The sequence below is a fragment of the Paraburkholderia sp. GAS348 genome (assembly GCF_050434205.1).
GTDB lineage: Bacteria > Pseudomonadota > Gammaproteobacteria > Burkholderiales > Burkholderiaceae > Paraburkholderia.
Genome location: NZ_JBNPVT010000004.1, coordinates 456456 through 479144, shown reverse-complemented (window position 1 = coordinate 479144; position 22689 = coordinate 456456). Strand labels below are relative to the sequence as shown.

The 22689-nt window shown below is 61.3% G+C and carries 17 protein-coding genes; 5 read left to right on the top strand and 12 right to left on the bottom strand.

Translation table 11 applies throughout. The features are described 5' to 3' along the window. Positions 1-39: 39 nt before the first annotated feature. The 4 genes from fusA to P3T22_RS10210 all read right to left on the bottom strand — a co-directional run bounded on the left by fusA (position 40) and on the right by P3T22_RS10210 (position 4331). The gene (fusA, locus tag P3T22_RS10225; RefSeq protein ID WP_063497146.1) at positions 40-2145 is read right to left on the bottom strand and encodes an elongation factor G; all 2106 of its coding nucleotides are present in this window, start codon (positions 2143-2145) and stop codon (positions 40-42) included. A gap of 314 nt (positions 2146-2459) precedes the next feature. Further along, positions 2460-2966, bottom strand: a complete 507-nt coding sequence (locus P3T22_RS10220) for a DUF192 domain-containing protein (RefSeq protein WP_429324879.1) — start codon at positions 2964-2966, stop codon at positions 2460-2462. A gap of 145 nt (positions 2967-3111) precedes the next feature. Next, the gene (locus P3T22_RS10215) at positions 3112-3306 is read right to left on the bottom strand and encodes a hypothetical protein (protein ID WP_063497144.1); all 195 of its coding nucleotides are present in this window, start codon (positions 3304-3306) and stop codon (positions 3112-3114) included. 455 nt (positions 3307-3761) lie between these two features. Further along, positions 3762-4331: a pseudouridine synthase gene (locus tag P3T22_RS10210; protein WP_063497143.1), complete on the bottom strand. Its 570-nt coding sequence runs from the start codon at positions 4329-4331 to the stop codon at positions 3762-3764. Positions 4332-4669: 338 nt separating this feature from the next. On the opposite strand from P3T22_RS10210, the gene icd reads away from it, so the two are divergent. Next, on the top strand, positions 4670-5926 hold the full coding sequence (icd, locus tag P3T22_RS10205; RefSeq protein WP_063497142.1) for an NADP-dependent isocitrate dehydrogenase: 1257 nt from the start codon (positions 4670-4672) through the stop codon (positions 5924-5926). Between the two features lie 609 nt (positions 5927-6535). On the opposite strand, the gene P3T22_RS10200 is transcribed toward icd, so the two are convergent. Then, positions 6536-6742 (bottom strand): cold-shock protein, encoded by a 207-nt coding sequence (locus P3T22_RS10200; protein WP_007180614.1) that lies wholly within the window; start codon positions 6740-6742, stop codon positions 6536-6538. 554 nt (positions 6743-7296) lie between these two features. Between P3T22_RS10200 and clpS the strand changes: the two genes are divergently transcribed. Continuing rightward, on the top strand, positions 7297-7611 hold the full coding sequence (gene clpS / locus P3T22_RS10195) for an ATP-dependent Clp protease adapter ClpS (RefSeq protein WP_006050100.1): 315 nt from the start codon (positions 7297-7299) through the stop codon (positions 7609-7611). Beyond that, on the top strand, positions 7608-9905 hold the full coding sequence (gene clpA, locus P3T22_RS10190; protein WP_063497131.1) for an ATP-dependent Clp protease ATP-binding subunit ClpA: 2298 nt from the start codon (positions 7608-7610) through the stop codon (positions 9903-9905). Before clpS ends, clpA begins: the two co-directional genes overlap by 4 nt. Before the next feature lie 105 nt (positions 9906-10010). Here clpA and P3T22_RS10185 read toward each other — a convergent pair whose 3' ends face one another. The 7 genes from P3T22_RS10185 to P3T22_RS10155 all read right to left on the bottom strand — a co-directional run bounded on the left by P3T22_RS10185 (position 10011) and on the right by P3T22_RS10155 (position 20623). Further along, on the bottom strand, positions 10011-12569 hold the full coding sequence (locus tag P3T22_RS10185; protein ID WP_429324878.1) for a hypothetical protein: 2559 nt from the start codon (positions 12567-12569) through the stop codon (positions 10011-10013). 569 nt (positions 12570-13138) lie between these two features. After that, positions 13139-13585: a dUTP diphosphatase gene (dut, locus tag P3T22_RS10180; protein WP_063497129.1), complete on the bottom strand. Its 447-nt coding sequence runs from the start codon at positions 13583-13585 to the stop codon at positions 13139-13141. Positions 13586-13599: 14 nt separating this feature from the next. Continuing rightward, positions 13600-14619, bottom strand: a complete 1020-nt coding sequence (locus tag P3T22_RS10175) for an LLM class flavin-dependent oxidoreductase (RefSeq protein ID WP_429324877.1) — start codon at positions 14617-14619, stop codon at positions 13600-13602. Between the two features lie 75 nt (positions 14620-14694). Then, a complete protein-coding gene (coaBC, locus tag P3T22_RS10170) occupies positions 14695-15909 on the bottom strand; it encodes a bifunctional phosphopantothenoylcysteine decarboxylase/phosphopantothenate--cysteine ligase CoaBC (RefSeq protein WP_429324876.1) in 1215 nt (404 codons plus the stop codon). Positions 15910-16111: 202 nt separating this feature from the next. Next, positions 16112-16618 carry a signal peptidase II gene (gene lspA, locus P3T22_RS10165; protein ID WP_429324875.1) on the bottom strand — a complete coding sequence of 169 codons (507 nt, stop codon included), beginning with the start codon at positions 16616-16618 and terminating at the stop codon, positions 16112-16114. After that, positions 16618-19458, bottom strand: a complete 2841-nt coding sequence (ileS, locus tag P3T22_RS10160; protein WP_429324874.1) for an isoleucine--tRNA ligase — start codon at positions 19456-19458, stop codon at positions 16618-16620. The genes lspA and ileS overlap by 1 nt, the downstream gene beginning before the upstream one ends. A gap of 169 nt (positions 19459-19627) precedes the next feature. After that, the gene (locus P3T22_RS10155; protein WP_063497126.1) at positions 19628-20623 is read right to left on the bottom strand and encodes a bifunctional riboflavin kinase/FAD synthetase; all 996 of its coding nucleotides are present in this window, start codon (positions 20621-20623) and stop codon (positions 19628-19630) included. A 118-nt stretch (positions 20624-20741) separates the two neighbouring features. Between P3T22_RS10155 and purN the strand changes: the two genes are divergently transcribed. Beyond that, positions 20742-21395, top strand: a complete 654-nt coding sequence (gene purN / locus P3T22_RS10150; protein WP_063497125.1) for a phosphoribosylglycinamide formyltransferase — start codon at positions 20742-20744, stop codon at positions 21393-21395. Further along, entirely contained in the window at positions 21392-22651 is a 1260-nt protein-coding gene (locus P3T22_RS10145; protein WP_063497124.1) for an RsmB/NOP family class I SAM-dependent RNA methyltransferase, read from the top strand. Before purN ends, P3T22_RS10145 begins: the two co-directional genes overlap by 4 nt. Positions 22652-22689 lie beyond the last annotated feature (38 nt).

Genomic DNA, 22689 nt, shown 5'->3' with positions numbered 1-22689 from the left:
TGCGGGTCGCAGCAGATGGGCTGTTGCAACCCGTGGTGCTTACTTATGCTTTGCGTTGATCACGGCTTCCGCGACGTTGTTCGGCGTTTCAGCGTAGTGCTTGAACTCCATCGTGTACGTCGCGCGGCCTTGTGTTGCCGAGCGCAATGACGTCGAATAGCCGAACATCTCCGCGAGCGGCACTTCGGCGCGCACCAGCTTGCCGCCGCCGCCGGCGATGTCCTCCATGCCTTGCACCATGCCGCGACGGCTCGACAGGTCGCCCATCACGTTGCCCATGAAGTCTTCGGGCGTTTCCACTTCGACGGCCATCATCGGTTCGAGCAGCACCGGCTTGGCCTTGCGCATCGCGTCCTTGAACGCCATCGAACCGGCCATGCGGAATGCGTTTTCGTTCGAGTCGACGTCGTGGTACGAACCGAAGGTCAGCGTCACTTTCACGTCGACCACCGGATAGCCCGCCAGCACGCCAGCCTTCAGCGTTTCCTGAATGCCCTTGTCGACGGCCGGAATGTATTCGCGCGGAATCACGCCGCCTTTGATTGCGTCGACGAACTCGTAGCCTTTGCCTTGCGGCGCCGGCTCGAGCGTGATCACCGCGTGGCCGTACTGGCCGCGGCCGCCCGACTGTTTGACGAACTTGCCTTCGACATCTTCGATCTTGTTGCGCACCGTTTCGCGGTAAGCAACCTGCGGCTTGCCGACGGTCGCCTCGACGCCGAACTCGCGCTTCATCCGGTCGACCAGAATTTCCAGGTGCAACTCGCCCATTCCGGAGATGATGGTCTGGCCAGATTCTTCGTCCGTCTGCACGCGGAACGACGGGTCTTCCTGCGCCAGACGATTGAGCGCGATACCCATCTTCTCCTGGTCGACCTTGGTTTTCGGCTCGACGGCCTGCGAAATCACCGGTTCCGGGAAGATCATCCGTTCGAGAATGATCACGTGCTGCGGATCGCACAGCGTGTCGCCGGTGGTCGCTTCCTTCAGGCCGACTGCCGCGGCGATGTCGCCCGCGTAGACTTCCTTGATTTCCTTGCGCTCGTTCGCATGCATCTGCAGAATCCGGCCGAGGCGTTCCTTCTTTTCCTTGACCGCGTTGTAGACGGTGTCGCCCGAATTCACCACGCCCGAATACACGCGGAAGAAGATCAGCTGGCCGACGAACGGGTCGGTCATGATCTTGAAGGCGAGTGCCGAGAACGGATCGTCGTCGCGCGGATGACGCTCGATTTCCTTGTCGTGTTCGTCGTGGCCCGTGATGGCGGGAATGTCGACCGGCGACGGCAGATAGTCGATCACCGCGTCGAGCATGGCCTGCACGCCCTTGTTCTTGAACGCGCTGCCGCACAGCATCGGCACGATCTCGTTGGCGATGGTGCGCACACGAATGCCGTGCTTGATTTCCTCTTCGGTCAGCGTACCGCCATGCAGGTACTTGTCGAGTAGCTCTTCGCTGGCTTCAGCGGCGGCCTCGACCATCTTGTCGTGCCATTCCTTCGCGGTAGCCGCGAGTTCCGCCGGGACGTCGCGGTACTCGAATTTGATCCCCTGGTTCTCTTCGTCCCAGTAGATCGCCTTCATCTTGACGAGGTCGACCACGCCCTGGAAATGATCTTCCGCGCCGACCGGAATCTGGATCGGTACCGCGACGCCCTTCAGGCGATCGCCGATCTGCCGCTGCACGCGGAAAAAGTCCGCGCCGACACGGTCCATCTTGTTGACGAACGCAATGCGCGGCACCTTGTACTTGTTCGCCTGGCGCCACACGGTTTCGGACTGCGGCTGCACGCCGCCGACCGAGTCGTACACCATGCATGCGCCGTCGAGCACGCGCATCGAGCGTTCCACTTCAATCGTGAAGTCGACGTGGCCCGGGGTGTCGATGATGTTGATCCGGTGTTCAGGATAGTTGCCGGCCATGCCCTTCCAGAAGGCGGTGGTCGCCGCCGACGTGATGGTAATGCCGCGCTCCTGCTCCTGTTCCATCCAGTCCATCGTCGCAGCACCGTCGTGAACCTCGCCGATCTTGTGGGTCACGCCTGTGTAGAACAGGATGCGTTCGGTGGTGGTGGTTTTGCCGGCGTCGATGTGGGCGCTAATGCCGATATTCCGGTAGCGCTCGATGGGAGTCTTGCGGGGCACGTGAACCTCCTTGAAATGGCGCGCCTGAAACGCTTGCCGGGCGGCAGCCTGTGCTGCCCGGGGAGCCTGGGTGCTGCTGTGCTAAGAATACTAGGATAGCGCGTCGGCCTGTCTTTTGCAGGAATCTTGCCAGCCGCGCGTGACGGCCTGCTGGTATGGGCTCACGGCGCGGCGCGGACCTCTGCTGCGCGGTTCCGTGGATGGCCCGCACCACGCGGAACACAAAAAAAAGCCGGTGCCCTGGTGATGGGCGCCGGCTTTTCTGAAAAGCGGCCGCTGAAGGAGCGGCGGGCGTTGCGGTGGTCGGCGTGCTTTTATTGCGCGGCCGGCAACCCCTGGATTTTCATCCCCGGTTTGATGCCTTTCGACGAGAACCAACCCTTGCTCATTTCCAATGCATACACGCCGTTGTTCTTCGGGCAGTGATTGTTGGTGGTCTCGGCCTGCATTTCGTCGATGTCGGTGACTGTGCCGTCGGCGCGCATGAAAGCGATCGACAGCGGGATCAACGTGTTCTTCATCCAGAAGCAATGCACGGCGTTTTCGTTGAAGACGAACAACATGCCCTCATTCGGCGCGAGAGTCGTGCGATACATCAGACCTTGTTCGCGGTCGGCGTCGTTACCGGCGACGGCTGCGTCGATCACGAACATGCCCGCCGTCAGCTTCGCGCGCGGAAAGTCGCCGGGCTGCTTTGCGCCGGCCGGCATCTGTTGTGCATGAGCGGGGGCGGCGGTGGTCGCGGCGAACGACATCGCGGCGAGCGGCAATACAACGGCAACAGCGAAACGCGCAACCAACGAGCGCATGGGAAATCGCACGGCATGACTCCTTGCTGGAAATTAACCCGCGAATGTTACGCGAGCGCGTCAAAAACAAAAAGGCAGATCGCCTTGCGGTGATCTGCCTTTCAACGCCGTAAGAACGGCAATGAAGCTAGTTCTTGACTGCGTTTTTACAACAAACTTACTCCGAAGCGCCCGAAGCTGCAGCAGCTGCTGCTGCCTTCTTGTGCGCCTTCTTGTGAGCGTGCTTCGTGGTCTTCTTTGCCGACGAAGCTGCTGCTGCCGGAGCTGCCGAAGCTGCTGCCGGAGCCGAAGCTTGTGCGAATGCTGCCGTTGCGAAGAGGCCAGCGACCAGAGCGGCGATCAGTTTGTTCATTTTGTGAATCCTCAGCTTGAGTTAATTAACCAAATGACCCGGTTATATGTAGAGTCATGTCGGTAAACGTGCCATCCACCTTTCGGTTGACAGCCGCATCGAACAAATTTTTCGACGCGTCTGCTTAGCGCTCAGACTCCCCGTACTTACCGCGCATGCGGCTTGTGCAAAGGCCCTTAAGGCTGAATGCCGGATAGCTTCGGGCGGCATCTGCGTCGAATAACGCGTGAGCTCGCGCACCGGTTGACGTGATTTTTGCGGAAAATTTATATGCCGGGGTGCTGATGCAAATGAGTGGCTGTGCGGCGATCGCGGGCGTAATTGTTTCACGCGTTTTTTATATTGGTTTCACGCGCTAATTTGTTTGCGGATACAACGAGTTAGCTTTTTTGCCACGGTTCAGAATACTGTTTTGATGCAGGTTCAGTTCGGGCATGGCGCGCAGGCTAACAGGTTCAGATGATGCCTTCCCATGGCGCCTTCAGCGGCAATTCAACCCACTCTCCCGGTTGAAGTCCGAGAGAAAAAATATCGAGTGCGCCGATGCCGGCGCGCACGAGGCGCAACGTCGGAAAACCGACCGCAGCGGTCATGCGTCGCACCTGACGGTTCTTGCCTTCGGTGATCGACAATTCGATCCACGTGGTCGGAATCGCGGCGCGATAGCGGATCGGCGGTGTGCGGGCCCATAGCGAGTCGCTCGGCTCGACGTAGTCAGCGCGGCAGGGGCGCGTCACGTAATCGCCGAGATCGACGCCGCGCGCGAGCTTCTTCAGCGTGGCATCATCGACCGCGCCTTCCACTTGCGCCCAGTAACGTTTGACAAGTTTGTGGCGCGGTTCCGCGATGCGCGCTTGCAGGGCACCGTCGTCAGTGAGGAGTAGCAGCCCTTCGCTATCGGAATCGAGCCGGCCCGCCGGATAGACGCCGGGCACTTTCACCCAGTCGGCCAGCGACGCCCGCGTTTCGTGCGGCGAGAACTGACAGATGGTGCCGAACGGTTTGTTCAGGGCGAGAAGTCGCATAAGGGAATCGATGAAGGTCGAGCGGCGCCGTTGCGGCGGGGACGTGGCACGCAGGGCGGGGAGGCGTTGGCCCGATAGTAAATGGCGAAATAATAAGGCATAACGAGTCGCTGCAATTCTTATGTCTTGTATAAGACATAAGAATAAGCGGCTTGCTGGTTGTTGATTTTAGACAATGTTGGAAAACCCCGAGCCGTTACGGCCTCGTTGCTGCGCCGGCGTGGGCTAGAATAGGCGACCAGGCCGCTCGCGGGCGTCCGGCATTGCGCGTAGCGAGGAGCACCCAGTTTCCGCAGTCTCCCATCAGCTTTCAGCACAGTCTTCACTGGAGTCCGATCATGCCGTATCAGCACATCAAGGTTCCTACCGGCGGTGACAAGATCACTGTCAACGCAGATTTCTCGCTCAACGTTTCCGACCAGCCGATCATTCCATATATCGAAGGCGACGGTACGGGCCTCGACATCACACCGGTGATGTTGAAGGTGGTGGATGCCGCAGTAGAAAAGGCCTATGCCGGCAAGAGGAAAATCCACTGGATGGAAATCTACGCCGGCGAGAAGTCGACCAAGGTGTACGGCCCGGACGTGTGGCTGCCGGAAGAAACGCTGCAGGTGCTGAAGGAATACGTCGTCTCGATCAAGGGTCCGCTCACCACGCCGGTTGGCGGCGGCATCCGTTCGCTGAACGTCGCGCTCCGCCAGGAACTCGATCTGTATGTTTGCCTGCGGCCGGTGCAGTACTTCAAGGGCGTGCCTTCGCCGGTGCGTGAGCCTGAGAAGACCAACATGGTGATCTTCCGCGAGAATTCGGAGGATATCTATGCCGGCATCGAATGGCCAGCCGAGTCGGAACAGGCAAAGAAGGTCATCAAGTTCCTGCGCGAAGAAATGGGTGTGAAGAAGATCCGCTTCCCGGAAACCTCGGGGATCGGTATCAAGCCGGTGTCGCGCGAAGGCACGGAGCGCCTCGTGCGCAAGGCGATCCAGTATGCGATCGACAACGAGCGCCGCTCGGTCACGCTGGTGCACAAGGGCAACATCATGAAGTTCACGGAAGGCGCATTCCGCGATTACGGTTATGGGCTGGCGCAGAAGGAATTCGCCGCGGAGCTGATCGACGGCGGTCCGTGGATGAAGATCAAGAACCCGAAAACGGGTGGCGACATCGTGGTGAAAGACGTGATCGCCGATGCATTCCTCCAGCAGATCCTGCTGCGTCCGGCCGAATATGACGTGATCGCCACGCTGAACCTGAACGGCGACTATGTGTCGGACGCGCTGGCCGCGCAAGTCGGCGGCATCGGGATTGCGCCGGGCGCGAACATGTCGGACTCGGTCGCCATGTTCGAAGCCACGCACGGCACTGCGCCGAAGTACGCTGGCAAAGACTACGTGAACCCGGGTTCGGAAATTCTCTCGGCTGAGATGATGCTGCGTCACATGGGCTGGACTGAAGCGGCCGACCTGATCATCAAGTCGATGGAAAAGTCGATTCTGCAAAAGCGGGTGACGTACGACTTCGCGCGCTTGATGGAAGGCGCGACGCAAGTGTCCTGTTCAGGGTTTGGTCAGGTGCTGATCGAAAATATGTAGGCGAATCTCCGGGCGTCTCGGCCCGAATCAATAACCTCGGTAGATCAACGACCTGCCGAGGTTATTTTTGTTTCACCTCGTACCGCGACGCCGCGGAGCGCATGGCCGCAGCCTGACGTTCCATCCCCGCTCTTGTCACCGGCGCGCTGCCTCGCACCGCACTCGCGCCGTCTGATTGTGCCGCCCTGAGCATTGCGCGCTGCGTGCTCCGTCGATCCGATGGAAGGCAGTTGATCCATACCATCGCCTTTTCAAGATTGGCTTCCGATTCTCCCAAGCCGTAGAGGGGCTCCAGTAAAGGAGACTCGAAATTGGGGATCGCTACTTATGTTGAATCAACTGGCAGGCGGATGTATAAACGACGGTTCTGAACTAACTCGCGGTCGGCAAAAACGAGGCTAATACCCGGGGAGTTGGCCAGTGCGATCCCGGACGAATGTCAGGCATCGCTGGTGGGTCGATCGCGTGGCGGGCGTGCGTCGATCATGGCCTTTCAGGCCACGGACAATGTGAACTGCGCGACGACGTTCGCGCGGCAAATTAGCGGCACACGCCCAAAAAAGAAACCCGGCATGAAGCCGGGTTTCAAAGGACGGGTAACGAACTGTTTCAGGCAGGTGCCTGGATGTTCGATGCCTGTTTGCCTTTCGGGCCTTGCACGACCTCGAAGGTTACTTTTTGACCTTCCTTGAGGGTCTTGAACCCATTCATCTGGATGGCCGAGAAGTGTGCAAACAGATCCTCACCACCTTCGTCAGGCGTGATGAATCCGAAACCTTTTGCGTCATTGAACCATTTGACCGTACCAGTTGCCATTCCAACTTCCCCTGTAACTCATGTCACTACCACGAGCCCTCGAAAAGCTCGACGACCGCGCGATGCAGCCGCTCCCTCCTCACAAGCTCACCATCGGCATTTTTTCGAATTATGGCTCAGTGAAAAAAGTGCCAGCTTGATTGTTGGGGCTCTTTATTCGAGTGTCAAGAAGATTTTGAGATGCCGTTGTCGCGTTGCAAACAGGCGTTTTCCAGGGTTTTTCCGGCTTTTGTTTTGTTATGTGCGGTTGCCCAAGCGAGCCGTCTTGAAAAGTCGCATAATCGACTCACATGCTGTTCTGCGGGTCGCGCACCGTCAGCTGGCCGGGCCGGTGCCCCAGCCAGCATTGGCAGGTTGTGCGATACTCGATCCGACTGCGGCGCAGCACGGCTGCGACGCATCACTGGATAGGGGCCGGCTCCGCAATCGGCTCGTCGAATGACGCAACGCTTTTGGGGGTAATCACCCATCAGACGGTAGCGAACGGGCTTACCGGCCGGTTGGCCGGGTTTTGACAGGATTGCGGGCCTGTCCTAGTTGTTTAGAATGGGTGTATGGCGATTATCCCGGACAAGCAGGACGGCACCGTACTGGAGCGGCAGGAAAAGAAGCTGAAGCCGCCTTCCATGTACAAAGTGGTGCTGCTGAATGACGACTTCACGCCAATGGAATTTGTCGTGATGATCGTGCAGGAATATTTCAATAAAGATCGCGAAACCGCAACTCAGGTCATGTTGAAGGTGCATCGCGAGGGCAGGGGAGTTTGTGGGGTCTATACGCGGGACATCGCGTCGACCAAAGTCGAGCAAGTCGTTACCCACGCACGGCAGGCCGGGCATCCGCTGCAGTGTGTGATGGAGGAAGCATGATTGCCCAGGAACTGGAAGTCAGCCTGCACATGGCGTTCATGGAAGCACGCCAGGCGCGGCACGAGTTCATCACGGTCGAACATCTTTTGTTGGCACTGTTGGACAATCCAACGGCCGCGGAAGTGTTGCGTGCATGCGCGGCCAATATCGAGGATCTGCGCCAGAACCTGCGCAACTTCATTCATGACAACACGCCTACCGTGCCTGGCACGGATGACGTCGACACGCAGCCCACGCTGGGTTTCCAGCGTGTGATCCAGCGCGCGATCATGCATGTGCAATCCACCTCGAACGGCAAGAAGGAAGTGACCGGCGCGAATGTGCTGGTGGCGATCTTCGGCGAGAAGGACTCGCATGCGGTGTACTACCTGCAGCAGCAGGGCGTGACGCGTCTGGATGTGGTGAATTTCATCTCGCACGGCATCGCCAAGACGAGCAGCACGGACGCCGCGAAAGCGAGCGACGCGAATGCCGAGTCCGACGAAGCCGCCGCGCAGAAGGAAACGCCGCTCGCCCAGTTCACGCAGAACCTGAACCAGATGGCGAAAGACGGCCGCATCGACCCGCTGATCGGGCGCGAGTCGGAAGTCGAGCGCGTGGTGCAGGTGCTGTGCCGCAGGCGCAAAAACAATCCGCTGCTGGTCGGTGAGGCCGGTGTCGGCAAGACCGCGATCGCCGAAGGGCTCGCCTGGCGTATTACGCGCGGCGAAGTGCCGGACATTCTGGCGGATGCGCAGGTGTATTCGCTCGACATGGGCGCGCTGCTCGCCGGCACCAAGTATCGTGGCGACTTCGAGCAACGCCTGAAAACGGTCCTCAAGGAATTGAAGGAACGTCCGCACGCGATTCTGTTCATCGACGAAATTCATACGCTGATCGGCGCGGGCGCCGCGTCGGGCGGCACGCTGGACGCGTCGAATCTGCTGAAACCGGCGTTGTCGTCGGGCACGCTGAAGTGCATCGGAGCGACCACGTTCACGGAATATCGCGGCATCTTCGAAAAAGACGCGGCTTTGTCGCGCCGTTTCCAGAAGGTCGACGTGACCGAACCGACCGTCGAACAGACGGTGGCGATCCTGCGCGGGCTGAAGTCCCGCTTCGAGGAGCATCACGGCGTGAAGTATTCGTCGGGTGCATTGTCGGCGGCGGCTGAATTGTCGGCACGCTTCATCACGGATCGTCATCTGCCGGACAAGGCGATCGACGTGATCGACGAAGCTGGCGCGGCGCAACGCATCCTGCCGAAGTCGAAGCAGAAGAAAACCATTGGCAAGAACGAGATCGAAGAAATCATCTCGAAGATTGCTCGCGTCCCGCCGCAAAGCGTGTCGCAAGACGATCGCAGCAAGCTGCAAACGCTGGATCGCGATCTGAAAAGCGTGGTGTTCGGGCAAGACCCGGCCATCGACGCACTGTCGGCCGCGATCAAGATGGCGCGTGCGGGCTTGGGCAAGCTGGACAAGCCGATCGGTGCGTTCCTGTTCTCCGGCCCCACGGGCGTCGGCAAGACGGAAGTGGCGAAGCAACTGGCGTTCACGCTGGGGATCGAGCTGATCCGCTTCGACATGTCGGAATACATGGAGCGCCATGCGGTGAGCCGTTTGATCGGCGCGCCACCGGGCTATGTCGGTTTCGATCAGGGTGGTTTGCTGACTGAAGCCGTCACGAAGAAGCCGCATTGCGTGCTGCTGCTCGACGAAATCGAGAAGGCGCATCCGGACATCTACAACGTGCTGCTGCAGGTGATGGACCATGGCACGCTGACGGACAACAACGGCCGCAAGGCGGATTTCCGCAACGTCATCATCATCATGACGACGAACGCGGGCGCCGAGGCAATGGGCAAGGCGGTGATTGGCTTCACAAATCGTCGGGAAACCGGCGACGAAATGGTCGACATCAAGCGCATGTTCACGCCGGAGTTCCGTAACCGTCTGGACGCAACGATCAGCTTCCGCTCGCTGGATGAAGAAATCATCATGCGCGTGGTCGACAAGTTCCTGATGCAACTGGAAGATCAGTTGCACGAGAAGAAGGTCGATGCGCTCTTCACCGACGCGCTGCGCAAGCATCTCGCCAAGCACGGTTTCGATCCGTTGATGGGTGCGCGGCCGATGCAGCGTCTGATCCAGGACACGATCCGTCGCGCGCTGGCCGACGAACTGCTGTTCGGCAAGCTGATGAACGGCGGTCGCGTGACGGTCGACGTGGATGCGGAAGACAAGGTGCAGTTGACCTTCGACGAACATCCGGCGCCGCGCAATCCGAATCCGGAAGCGGTTGAGGTCGAGTAAGTCAGGCGGGTAAATTTCAGTCGTTGCTCTGAAAGCAGAACGGCGCGGGTTAAACCCCGCGCCGTTCTGCTTTTTGCGTTCCGGCCGCGTGCCCGGAACGTTTGCTCAACTCTTAATCGGCTGGCGCGGTTTCGTATGGATGCGCGGACGGGATGACGCGCTATCGAAGCCAATCGGCGCCGCCATGTACGCGTTCAGCTTGTCGCGCACCCACGGCTCCGGATTGCCGACTGTGGCGATGATGCCGGTGGTGGAACCGCCGCCAAGCAGCACGGCAAAGATGCCGCGTACTGGTAAATCGCCATACGCCGGCCCGGAGATGTCGAACGGTTCCGCATGCGCGAACAGATCTTCGACGGTCTTACCCATGTAGGTCTGGAAAGGCGTCGGGAATTCGAGCGCGAGGATAGTCGGATTGATGTTGTGATAATCCGATCCGATCGCGGGGTCGCCTAGCATATAGCTGCCACCGCTTCCCCAATGCTGGCTGTCGAAATCCGCGTAGACCTCGTCCGTGGTGGCTGGCGTGCGGCTCGCGGGAATCTGCCAGGGCATCACCGGCACCTTGAGCGCGCGGCTGACGGTCTTGCAAAAGTCGAAGAACCGATCCCATTCACGCGGACTGTAGCAGTAGCCGTTCACATAAGCGCGTTGCGTGAAGTCGTCCGCTTCATAGCGGTCGATGGCGAGGAAGTCGGGCGGGTTCGGACCGCTGTAGACCTCCAGCGCCTGCACGTACGCTGCCGTCTGTTGGGCGAAGGTGGCCGGATCGTTATCTTGATAGATCCACTCCGAATAGCCGACGCCCCAAAGGTTGATTTGCCAGCCGAACACAACTTTCGGGGCAACGGTACGGACCAGCCAGTTCACCGCCTCGACGTAACCGCGTATGTCTTCGGTCACGGTCGCGGGAATGACGGCTTTGACCGACCAGTGGTCGAGTGCCGTTTGCAGCGGCGCGCGCACCGGCATTCCGTAACTCGCGCCAAAGCCCGCTTGCTGGCAGGCGCCGAGGAAGTCGGGGTTGACGATAAAGCCGGCCGGCACCGGATGGGCGGCATCGATCGTACCGTTGGCGAGATTCAGCGCTAGGATGAAATTCGCGAAACTGTGGGCGTGCTGATCGGCATTGGCGAGCATCCCCGGCGTATTGCCGAGCGACAGATTGCACGTGTACGAAATCATCACCGGAAGCACGGTCTGTCCGTTGTCTAGCGCTGCTTCGACATTCCTCGCGAGTTGGATCGCCTGCCTGGTGGATTGATCGTCGGTGAGGTAGGTGTTGTCGTCGCCGGCGCCGTCGAAGCCCGCGTAGTTGAACAGAGACGACGCACGTGCCGCGACGAAATCGGCCTGATTACCCGGTGTGAGATCGGCGCATCCTCCGAACGACAGGAAAGCAGGAAAGCCCGGCACGTTGAGACTTGCGGACGCATCGATGGACAGGTCGAGTGCCGTGCTGCCGTCAACAGCAACGACGAGCGTATTGGCTACGCTCACTGCAAAGACCGTACCGCCGGAGACGAAATCGTCCGCGCGAACCGAGTACGTGCCCGGTTTCACCGGCGCGCTGAAGGCGGTTTTCTGGGTACTGACAGACACCGTTTGCGTGTAGCTCATGCTCTCGCTGGACAGGCGCAGCGTAATTTGCCGGGTCACGGTTTTTTCAGCCGTGATATTGACGGGAACCCTGACGTAGCCGGTCGTATCGACAGGCGCGGTTTGCACCATTGAATCGTCGATAAGAACCTCGTGAAGCATATTTTTCAACTCGACAGCCGGTGTTGAAAAGGAATACTTAGTATTGTTCAGCGCAATGTTGCCGATCTGAATCAGTGCAGTGCCTGATGCCGGAAGTTTGCGTAACTGCGTAGAACTGTTGATGCCGGCAGCAAACGAAGCCAGGGTTTGGCCGCTTGCCTGGTCGATGACGACGACGTCAAGTGTCTCTGTCGCAAGGCCGCTCAGCGCGCCGATGGCGATATCCAGGGCGGAGTATCGCTGTACGGGGCCGAAAGTGACGGAAACCGGCGCGGTCTGATTGGGCGCTACGGTGACCTGCGTCGGCGCAATGATCAGTGGTGCGCTGACGGTCTCGTCGTCGGTGCAGATGTCATTGCCGCTGACCGAATAGGCGCCCTGCATCAGTGCGACGCTGGTCGTCTTGCCATAACTGAGCGTGAGATCGGATCGCTGACTGCCGAGGCTGAAGGTAAGCACTGGCGGAAAGCCGGCTAAGGCCGAGTCGGGAGGGGCTGCACAATCGACAGACACGCTGCCGTTCACGTCGGGCGCCGCGTCGGCCGCGATGACAAATGAGTTGAGGTAAGCATCCGGATTGTGGGTCAGATCGCCGTTTATCCCGATCGTGAACTGATCGCGCGGATCCATCGTGTGCGCTTCAGCAAAATCGAGTTGAGCCGAGACTGAAAAGGTGGTTGTATCGATCTGCGTCGAACCAACATGGGGCGTCACCTGGACCCACGACATAAACGTCCCGTTGATGTCTGTGTCGGCCACGGCGGCCGGCGACGTGAAATTCATCGAAAGGAACTGACGGACGTTGACGGGGGTTCCGTCTTCGTACTTGAGGCCGGAAACAACGATGGTGCCGTAATACTGACCGGCACCTGCGCCTACGACTGCGTCATACAGGACTTTCATACTATCTCCAGGCAAAAGCTGACCAACGAGACGTTTCGGCTCATGACAGTCGGGAGCAATCTATCCGCCTCAATGGGTGAAAGGATTTCTGCGTGAATTCGATCTGATTCGTCATCCGAAATAATCACGACGAGACGTGATTTGCTTGATTTGACTCCTGCGGGTTAGTTGGTTGGGCAGCGGGTTCGATGTCCGTGGCGAAGACATTTGATGCACTATCGCCTTGAGTCTCGCCCGACGTCACGACAGCCGCCACACGACGAACTATTGATCGATTGTAGTTTTTTGTGGGTGCACTTCAAAAGAGCTTAGCGTCGCAGGATGCGCCTGGATGTGTCGCATTTCGAGCGTGCGAAGACAGGGCATGCCTGCGAACGGCAAGCCGGTGTCGATGCGGAAGATTGGGTGCTGTTGAGTGTCGTCGAGAGTCGTGGCCGCTGCGCGACGCCTGCGACGAATCATGTGCGGAACAAGGGACCGCGCCCAGGCCGGCGGAACGGGAGCCGGCGCGAAATGTGTCGACCAGGCGCGCCGTCGCCACGGGCGGACATGGCGCGCCGATGCTCGCTTCAATGCTTCCCTGTACTGCCGAACCCGCTAGCGCCACGCTCGCTGGTTTCGAAATCATCGACGATATTGAACTCGGCTTGCACGACCGGCACGATCACGAGTTGCGCGAGGCGCTCCATCGGATTCAGCACGAACGCGGTCTCGCCGCGGTTCCACGTCGAGATCATCAGCTGACCTTGGTAATCCGAATCGATCAGGCCGACCAGGTTCCCCAGCACGATCCCATGCTTATGGCCCAGGCCCGAACGCGGCAGAATCAGCGCCGCATAGCCGGGATCGGCGACGTGAATCGCCAGACCCGTTGGCACCAGAGCGGTTTCGCCGGGTTTCAGCGTCAACGGTTCGTCGAGGCAGGCGCGCAGGTCGAGGCCCGCGCTGCCGGTGGTCGCGTAGGCCGGCAGTTGGTCGCGCATGCGCGCATCGAGAATCTTCAGGTCGAGTTTCATGCAGGTTCGAAGGGTTAGGTCGTGGAGGCCGGGCGTCCGAGTTGAAACGCGTCGGCGAGAAGTTCATAGGAGCGCAGCCGGGCGCGGTAGCTGCCCGCGACGGTGAGCACGATCAGTTCGTCGGCCTTGAACTGCTCCTGCAAAGCATGAAGCCGTTCGGTGACGGTTTCCGGCGTGCCGATGATACTGCGGGGCTTCTCGCGGTCGATCACCAGTTGCTCGCGTACGCCGTATTCTTGCGCAGCGCCTTGCTCGATCGTCGGAATCGGTGCATTCAGGCCAAGGGCCATCTGCACGCGGCGCAGGTCGACTGCTTTTTCCAGGTCGGCGGCTTCCTGTTCGGTGTCGGCGCAAATCACGAACACCGAGGCGGCCAGATAGGGCTGTTCTGTTTCCAGGCTAGCCTTGAAGCGTTCACGATAAGCCAGCGCCACCTGATGCCCGAAATGCGCGTTGATGAAATGCGCGAATGCAAAGCGGATGCCGAGTTGCGCCGCCAGCAGGCCGCCGAATTCACTCGACCCGAGTACCCACAATTGGGGGCGCGTGGCGATTTGCGGCTGCAGCAGTACGCCGTGCCCAAGGTGATCCTCGGGCAGTGTGCCGTGCATCAGGCCGACCAGATCGGCGACCTGCTGCGGAAAAATTTCGCCGCGATTGTAGGCACCGGCTGCGACTGCTTGCGCCGTGCGCATGTCGCCGCCTGGGGCGCGTCCTACGCCGAGGTCGATACGATTGGGAAACAGCGCCTCGAGCATCATGAATTGCTCGGCGACCTTGAACGGGCTGTAGTACGGCAGCATTACGCCACCTGAGCCGAGTCGAATGCGTTTGGTCACGCTGCCGAGGCGCGCCAGCATCACCTCAGGGCAGGGATTCGACACGCCGCGCAAGCCGTGATGCTCGGCGCACCAGTAGCGCGTGTAGCCGAGGTCGTCAGCAAGCTGCGCAAGTTCGACGGTGGCGGCGATTGCGTCCGCCACCGAGTGCCCGTCGATCACGGGCGTTTGATCGAGCACGGAAAGTAGCGTCATGTCAGTACTGCTCCAGATGATGCGGTGCGCCAGAGGCGCTCGCGGCGAACGCAGCATGCGCCGCCGCGAGCGGCTTTAGCGGACCAGACTTGTGTCGGGCAGACGCCTGGCAATTTCTACGATCAATGCGCGCGCGAGCGTCTGCTTGTCGGCGCGCGGGAGCTTCGTTGCACCACCTGCTTCGAACAGGATGACCTCGTTGTCGTCGAGACCGAAAGTCTGCGGGCCGAGATTGCCGATCAGGAGCGGTACGTTCTTGCGCACGCGCTTTTCTTCGCCATGCACTTCAAGATCGCCGCTTTCCGCTGCAAAGCCGACTGCGAAAGGCGGATGCGGCAACCTGGCTACCGCTGCCAGGATGTCCGGATTCTCGACGAACGTGAAGCTGGGCAGCGCACGGTCGGCGGTCTTCTTGATCTTCTGTTCGCTGGCGTGATCGACGCGCCAGTCGGCCACCGCGGCCACACCGATAAAGATGTCGGCGTCCGCGACCGAGCGCATCACCGCGTCGTGCATTTGCTGGGCGGTTTGCACGTCTTCGCGGAACACGCCCCACGGCGTTTCCAGCGCGACAGGGCCGGCGACCAGATGCACCTCGGCGCCCGCTTGTTGGGCGGCGCGTGCCAACGCAAAACCCATCTTGCCGCTCGAACGATTGGTGATGCCGCGCACTGGATCGAGCGGCTCGAAGGTCGGGCCGGCGGTCATCAGCACGCGGCGGCCGGACAGGATCTTGGGCGAGAAGAACGACGCGATCGCCTCAAACGTGGCGGCCGCTTCCAACATGCGCCCGTCGCCGGTTTCGCCGCACGCTTGCGGACCCGAATCGGGGCCGAGCACTTCAATGCCGTCCGCGCGCAGCTGCGTGACGTTGCGTTGGGTAGCGGGGTTTTGCCACATCTGCCGGTTCATCGCCGGCACGACGAGCAGCGGACAATCGCGCGCGACACACAGCGTCGAGAGCAGATCGTCGGCCATGCCGTGCGCGAGTTTGGCGAGGAAGTCGGTAGACGCCGGTGCAATGACGATCGCGTCAGCTTCACGCGATAGATCGATGTGCGCCATGTTATTCGGCACGCGCGTGTCCCACTGGCTCGTATAGACCGGCCGGCCGGACAGCGCCTGCATCGTGACTGGGGTGATGAATTGCGTGGCCGCTTCGGTCATCACGACCTGCACGGTTGCGCCGGCCTTGGTCAACAGGCGCGTGAGTTCGGCGATCTTGTAGCAGGCAATGCCGCCCGTCATACCGAGGACGAGGTGTTTTCCTGCGAGTTCTGCGGTTGCCAACGAAAGCCTCCGACAAAGCGTGGTGGCCGGTGGTGGCACTGGCCACCGCCACCGGTCTTCAAACCGGACATGTGCTCGGCCGTGTTCGTGACGGTCCGGCATGGTCTTTAAACATGGCCCCTATGCGTGGCCCCGGAGCATAGTCACCGAGCACGACCCAGGTTCGGCCCATATATCAGGCCAAAGCGGGCAGTAACTCGCGTTACTGCGAACCGCGCACGCGCCGCAACTCGTCGAGCACAAGCAGGATCGCGCCGATCGTGATCGCGCTGTCGGCGAGATTGAACGCCGGCCAGTGCCACATGCGCACGTGGAAATCGAGAAAGTCGATTACATGGCCGTACGCGAGCCGGTCGATCACGTTGCCGAGCGCACCGCCGAGAATCAGCGAGAGCGCGGTGCAGAACATCTTCTGTCCGCCATGACGCTTGAGCAGATAGCAGATCACGAGTGCCGCGACCACGCCGAGCGCGGTGAACGCCCAGCGCTGCCAGCCGCCCGCCATCGCGAGGAAGCTGAAGGCAGCGCCACGGTTGTACACGAGGATCAGGTTGAAAAACGGCGTGACCTCATGCGGAACACCGTAGGCGAACACTTTCTGGATCGCGATCTTGGTGAGCTGATCGAACAGAATCACGATCAGCGCGACGCCGAGCCAGGGCGCCAGCGAACGGTTTCCAGACGACGCTTTCGACATGGTTCTCGCCATTATGCCGCGCTCCTCGTTTCTCCGTTGCCGAACAGATTGCTGAAGCAGCGGCCGCACAGGTTGGGGTGTTCGGCGTTGGCGCCGACGTCCGGGCGGTAGTGCCAGCAGCGTTCGCACTTCAGATACTTCGAGGCGATCACTTCGACGCCTTCTTCCGCTTCGCTATCAACCTTCACGACGTTCGCTGCTGACGTGATCAGCACGAACTTCAGGTCGTCGTCGAGGCTCGCGAGCGCGTCGTATCGCGCGCCGCTCGCGCGGATTTCGACTTCCGCCTGCAGCGACGAACCGATCAGGTTCGCCACGCGTGCTTCTTCCAGCGCCTTGGTTACGTCGCTACGCGCGGCGCGCAGCAGTGTCCATTTGTCGAGCAGCAGCTCGCCAGCTTGCGGCACTGCCGGGAACGCGTGATACGTCTCGGTGAAGATCGTTTCGCTGTTCGGCGAGAAGATCTTCCACGCTTCTTCGGCGGTGAACGACAGGAACGGCGCCATCAGGCGCAGCAGGCCGTGTGCGATGTGATACAGCGCGGTCTGAGCCGAACGGCGTGCAACGGAGTCGGCCGCCGTGGTGTACAGGCGGTCTTTCAGCACATCCAGATAGAAGCCGCCCAGGTCTTCCGAGCAGAACGTCTGCAGCTTGGCGACCACCGGGTGGAACTCGTACTTGTCGTAGTGCGAGAGGATGTCGTTCTGCAGGTTCGCCGACAGCGCCACCGCGTAACGATCGATCTCGAGCCAGTCTTCGAGCGGACGCGCGTGTTGCGCGAAGTCGAAGTCCGACAGGTTCGCGAGCAGGAAGCGCAGCGTGTTGCGGATGCGGCGATAGCCTTCCGTCACGCGCTTCAGGATCTCTTCGGAGATCGCCAGTTCGCCCGAGTAATCGGTCGAGGCGATCCACAAACGGATGATTTCCGCGCCGAGGCGGTTCGACACTTCATGCGGATCGATACCGTTGCCGAGCGACTTGCTCATCTTGCGGCCTTCGCCGTCCACGGTGAAGCCGTGCGTGAGCAGCGCGTTGTAGGGCGGGCGGCCGTCGAGCATCGAAGCGGTCAGCAGTGACGAGTGGAACCAGCCGCGGTGCTGGTCCGAGCCTTCCAGATACAGGTCAGCCGGGAATTGCAGTTCGTCTTTATGCGAGCCGCGCAGCACGTGCCAGTGCGTGGTGCCCGAATCGAACCAGACGTCCAGTGTGTCACGGTTCTTCTCGTACATATTGGCGTCGTCGCCGAGCAGTTCGCGCGGGTCGAGCGTTTGCCATGCTTCGATGCCGGCCTTCTCGACGCGTTGCGCGACTTCTTCGAGCAGCTCCAGCGTGCGCGGATGCAGTTCGCCGGTTTCCTTGTGCACGAAGAACGCCATCGGCACGCCCCATTGACGCTGACGCGACAGCGTCCAGTCCGGGCGGTTCGCGATCATGCTGAAAAGGCGCTGCTTGCCCCACGACGGATAGAAGGCGGTGTTCTCGATGCCTTCAAGCGCGGTTTCGCGCAGCGTTTTGTCGGAGTCGTTCGGCTTCACGTCCATACCGGCGAACCACTGCGAGGTCGCGCGGTAGATGATCGGCGTCTTGTGGCGCCAGCAGTGCATGTAGCTGTGCCGATAGTTCTCGGTGCGCAGCAGCGAGCCGGCTGCCTGCAGGGCTTCGACGATCTGCGGATTGGCCGCCCAGATCGACAGGCCGCCGAACAACGCGAGCGATTCGATGTAACGGCCGTCGCCCATCACCGGATTGATGATGTCCGAATCGGCCATGCCGTGCGCTTTGCAGGACACGAAGTCTTCCACGCCGTACGCCGGTGACGAGTGGACCACACCCGTACCCGTTTCGGTCGTGACGTAGTCGCCGAGATAAACCGGCGCCGTACGCTTGTAGGCCGGATGCGCGACTGCGAGCGGATGATTGAAGCGCAGGTTGACGAGCTTCGCACCCGGCGTGGTCGCGATGATCGAGCCTTCCAGTTCGTACTGTTTCAGGCACGCTTCAACACGCTCTTCGGCCAGGATCAGCAAGCCGCGCGGCGTGTCGACCAGCGCGTAGACGATTTCCGGATGCAGGTTCAGCGCCTGGTTGGCGGGGATGGTCCACGGCGTGGTGGTCCAGATCACGATGCCGCCTTCGTTGCGCGGCAGTGCAGTCAGGCCGAATGCCTGCGCAGTCTTTTCCGGTTCGGCAAAGCTGAACAGTACGTCGATGGTCGGATCGGTCTTGTCCGCGTATTCAACTTCCGCTTCGGCCAACGCCGAGCCGCAGTCAAAACACCAGTTGACCGGCTTCAGGCCGCGATACACATAGCCTTTTTCCATGATTTTCGCGAGCGCGCGGATTTCGCCGGCTTCGTTCGTGAAGTTCATGGTCTTGTACGGATTGTCCCAGTCGCCGAGCACGCCCAGACGGCGGAAGCCGACCTTCTGCTTCTCGATCTGTTCGGTCGCGTAGGCGCGCGCCTTCTGCATCACTTCGGCGGCAGGCAGCGACTTGCCGAACTGCTTTTCGATCTGGATTTCGATCGGCATGCCGTGGCAATCCCAGCCCGGCACGTAGACCGCGTCGAAGCCCGCCAGATTGCGCGCCTTGACGATCATGTCCTTGAGGATCTTGTTCACCGCGTGGCCGAGGTGGATGTCGCCGTTCGCATACGGCGGGCCGTCGTGCAGGATGAACTTCCTGCGGCCTTTGGAAGCAGAGCGGATCGTCTCGTAGACCTTGCGTTCCTGCCATTCCTTGACCCATTGCGGCTCGCGCTTGGGCAGGTCGCCACGCATCGGGAACGGCGTGTCGAGCAGGTTGACCGGGTAGCGTGACTGCGGTTTCGAATCGGCTTTCTTGTTGCTCATGATGAGGTCGCGGTGAATTCTTTCTAAGCGCAGCGAGGCTGCGGTATGCGCATGAAGCGCAGGGCGTTGGGCGCGCCCGGCAGGCATGTCGCGTGATTCACGGACGCCCTTCGATGCGCGCAGCGGTGGGTACATGCAGCACACAGTGCACTCGCATGTACCGCGGCGGCTATCTAATTCGGTCGGTGGCCGAGGTGGCGAAACCGGTGGAACGGCTGCCCGGCGTGCCGGCGCCGACGGCTGCGAACCACGCGCGCGCATTGGCGACGTCGCGCGCGATGGCGGCGGTCAGCGTTTCGAGGTCGACGTATTTTTCCTCGTCGCGCAGCTTTTTCAGGAATTCGACGCGCACGAGTTTGCCATACGCATCGCCGTGCCAGTCGAGCAAGTGCACTTCGAGCAGCACGCGGCCGGAATCGTCCACAGTGGGGCGCAAGCCGAGGCTGGCGACGCCCGGCAACGGTTGGTCCGTTACGCCGTGCACGCGCACCACGAAAATGCCGGCAAGCGCCGGACGCTTGTGCGCGATCGGCAGATTTAGGGTGGGGAAACCGAGATCGCGGCCGAGCTTCATGCCATGCACGACATGGCCGCTGATCAGGTAATCGCGGCCCAGCGCGGCGCGCGCCGAGTCGAGATCGCCCGCCACCAGCGCCGTGCGCACGCCCGAGCTGGAAATGCGCGCGCCGGACGGATCGGCCACGGTGGCCATCTGCTCGACTTCGAAACCGTACTGTTGACCCGCGGTCTTGAGCGACGCGAAATCGCCCACACGCTTGGCGCCGTAGCGGAAGTCGTCGCCGATCATCACCCAGCGCGCATGCAGCCCGTTGACGATGATCCGTTCGACAAACGTATCCGGCGACTGGCTCGCGAAGGTGTGATTGAAATGCTCGACCACGACCCGGTCGACGCCGTTGGTGCGCAGCGCCTCGAGCTTGTCGCGCAGCATCGCGATTCGCGGCGGCGCGCCAGCCGGGTTGAAGAACTCGCGCGGGTGCGGCTCGAAGGTCATCACGCAGACGGGCAGGCCGCGTGCATCGGCTGCGGCCCGGACGTGGGCGAGCAAAGCCTGATGGCCGCGGTGGACACCGTCGAAATTGCCGATGGTCAGTGCGCAGGGCGCACGGCTCTCAGCATTGGGAAGACCGCGGAAGACTCTCACGATAGCGGGTTTGAGGTAGGGCGGCCGAGGTGCCGCAAAACAAACGATTATAAACGCTCAGCGCACGAGACGGCGGCGCGTCGCCGTTTCAGTGTCCTCCGAATGATAAAATCCACGGATGAAAAAACTCGTCATCCTGATTTCCGGACGGGGAAGCAACATGGAAGCTATCATTCGCGCCTGCGCGGACGAGGGCTGGGCGGCGCAAGTCGCCGCCGTGATTGCCAACCGTTCTGACGCCGCGGGCCTTGCGTTCGCAGCGTCGCACGGCATCGCCACCGCGGTGGTCGACCACCGCCAGTTTCCCGATCGCGACAGCTTCGACGCCGCGCTGGCACAAGAAATCGACAGCTTCGCGCCCGATCTGGTCGTGCTCGCCGGCTTCATGCGGGTGCTTACGGCCGGTTTCGTCGACCATTACGCTGGGCGCATGCTGAACGTGCACCCCTCGCTGCTGCCGAGCTTTCCGGGCCTGAAAACCCATCAACAGGCCCTTGACGCTGGCGTGCGTTTGCACGGCGCGTCGGTGCATTTTGTCACGTCGCAGCTGGACCACGGGCCGATCGTCGCGCAGGCGGCCGTCCCCGTTGAGGCTGGCGACACCCCCGCCACGCTCGCGGAACGCGTGCTGGCAACCGAACACATTATCTATCCACGCGCAGTGCGCTGGTTCGTCGAAGGGCGTCTTGCCCTTGACGGCTTGCGCGTCACGCTTACGCCGCCGGAGCCGCAATGGCTCTTTGCCGGTCACACCGCCGGAGAGGGCGCATGAGATTACATGGTTTTTTGATTGGACAAACTGAGACTTTGCTGGCTGAAGTCCTGAGACTGAACGGCCCGGCCGACGCCACGACGAGCCGCTTTTTCCGCGCGCATCCGAAGCTCGGGCACGGCGAGCGCGGCGTGATCGCCGAGGCGGTCTTCGCGGTGCTGCGCCGCCGGATGGAATTCGCCCACCTGGCCGAAGGCGGAGCGGGCAGCCCGGCCCGCCGCATGGCCTTGCTGGGACTGATGCAGACGGCCGGGCGTACCGCGCTCAAGCCATTCGTGTCGGAAGCCGAGTCGCGCTGGCTCGAACACGTCGCCATGATCGACCCGGAAAGCCTGCCGCTGCGAATTCGCCTGAATTTGCCCGACTGGATCTATCAGGCGCTCTCCAAGCGCTTTGAACCCGCTGAACTGGCGCAACTGGCCGCCGCGCTGAACTATCCGGCGCCGCTGGATCTGCGCGCGAACCCGATCAAGGCAAGTCGCGACGACGTGCTGAACGCGCTGTCGAAGGCTGGTATCGAAGGTGGTGCAACGCCTTTCGCACCGTTCGGCGTGCGGGTGGTCGGCAAGCCGCCGCTCACCAAGCTGGACGCGTTCCAGCATGGCTGGGTCGAAGTCCAGGACGAGGGCAGCCAGCTGCTGTGTTCGCTGGTTGCGCCCAAGCGCGGCGAAATGATCGTGGACTTCTGCGCGGGCGCGGGCGGCAAGACGCTGGCGCTGGGCGCGGCGATGCGCTCCACCGGGCGCCTGTACGCATTCGACATCTCCGAGCGGCGTTTGGCCAAGCTCAAGCCGCGCCTCGCGCGTAGCGGGCTGTCGAACGTGAATCCGGTGCTGATCGACAGCGAACACGATGCGAAGATCAAGCGTCTGGCCGGCAAGATCGACCGCGTGCTGGTCGATGCGCCATGCAGCGGGCTCGGTACGCTGCGCCGGAATCCGGACCTGAAGTGGCGCCAGTCGCCGGAATCGGTGGCCGAACTGGCGCCGAAGCAGGCGTCGATTCTGGCCAGCGCCTCGCGCCTGGTGAAGAAGGGCGGCCGTCTCGTCTACGCGACCTGCTCGATTCTGGAAGCGGAAAACGAAGCCGTCGTGCAGCAGTTCCTCGCCGATCATCCGGACTTCGCTTTGGTGCCGGCGCGCGACGTGCTCGCCGAGCAGCGCATCGACCTGGAAATGGGCGATTACCTGTCGCTGTGGCCGCATCGCCACGCCACTGACGGCTTCTTCGCAGCCGTGCTGGAACGCCAGAGCTAAACGCAACAGGCTATCCGCCGGCGCGCCGGGCTCCTTTG

Bases quoted from the DNA above. Each gene is read 5' to 3' on its own strand.
- P3T22_RS10175 (WP_429324877.1), bottom strand. From the start codon at position 14,619: ATGACGCTACTTTCCGTGCTCGATCAAACGCCCGTGATCGACGGGCAC.
- dut (WP_063497129.1), bottom strand. From the start codon at position 13,585: ATGAAACTCGACCTGAAGATTCTCGATGCGCGCATGCGCGACCAACTG.
- P3T22_RS10145 (WP_063497124.1), top strand. From the start codon at position 21,392: ATGAGATTACATGGTTTTTTGATTGGACAAACTGAGACTTTGCTGGCT.
- clpS (WP_006050100.1), top strand. From the start codon at position 7,297: ATGGCGATTATCCCGGACAAGCAGGACGGCACCGTACTGGAGCGGCAG.
- lspA (WP_429324875.1), bottom strand. From the start codon at position 16,618: ATGGCGAGAACCATGTCGAAAGCGTCGTCTGGAAACCGTTCGCTGGCG.
- purN (WP_063497125.1), top strand. From the start codon at position 20,742: ATGAAAAAACTCGTCATCCTGATTTCCGGACGGGGAAGCAACATGGAA.
- icd (WP_063497142.1), top strand. From the start codon at position 4,670: ATGCCGTATCAGCACATCAAGGTTCCTACCGGCGGTGACAAGATCACT.
- P3T22_RS10215 (WP_063497144.1), bottom strand. From the start codon at position 3,306: ATGAACAAACTGATCGCCGCTCTGGTCGCTGGCCTCTTCGCAACGGCA.
- clpA (WP_063497131.1), top strand. From the start codon at position 7,608: ATGATTGCCCAGGAACTGGAAGTCAGCCTGCACATGGCGTTCATGGAA.
- P3T22_RS10210 (WP_063497143.1), bottom strand. From the start codon at position 4,331: ATGCGACTTCTCGCCCTGAACAAACCGTTCGGCACCATCTGTCAGTTC.
- P3T22_RS10200 (WP_007180614.1), bottom strand. From the start codon at position 6,742: ATGGCAACTGGTACGGTCAAATGGTTCAATGACGCAAAAGGTTTCGGA.
- P3T22_RS10185 (WP_429324878.1), bottom strand. From the start codon at position 12,569: ATGAAAGTCCTGTATGACGCAGTCGTAGGCGCAGGTGCCGGTCAGTAT.
- ileS (WP_429324874.1), bottom strand. From the start codon at position 19,458: ATGAGCAACAAGAAAGCCGATTCGAAACCGCAGTCACGCTACCCGGTC.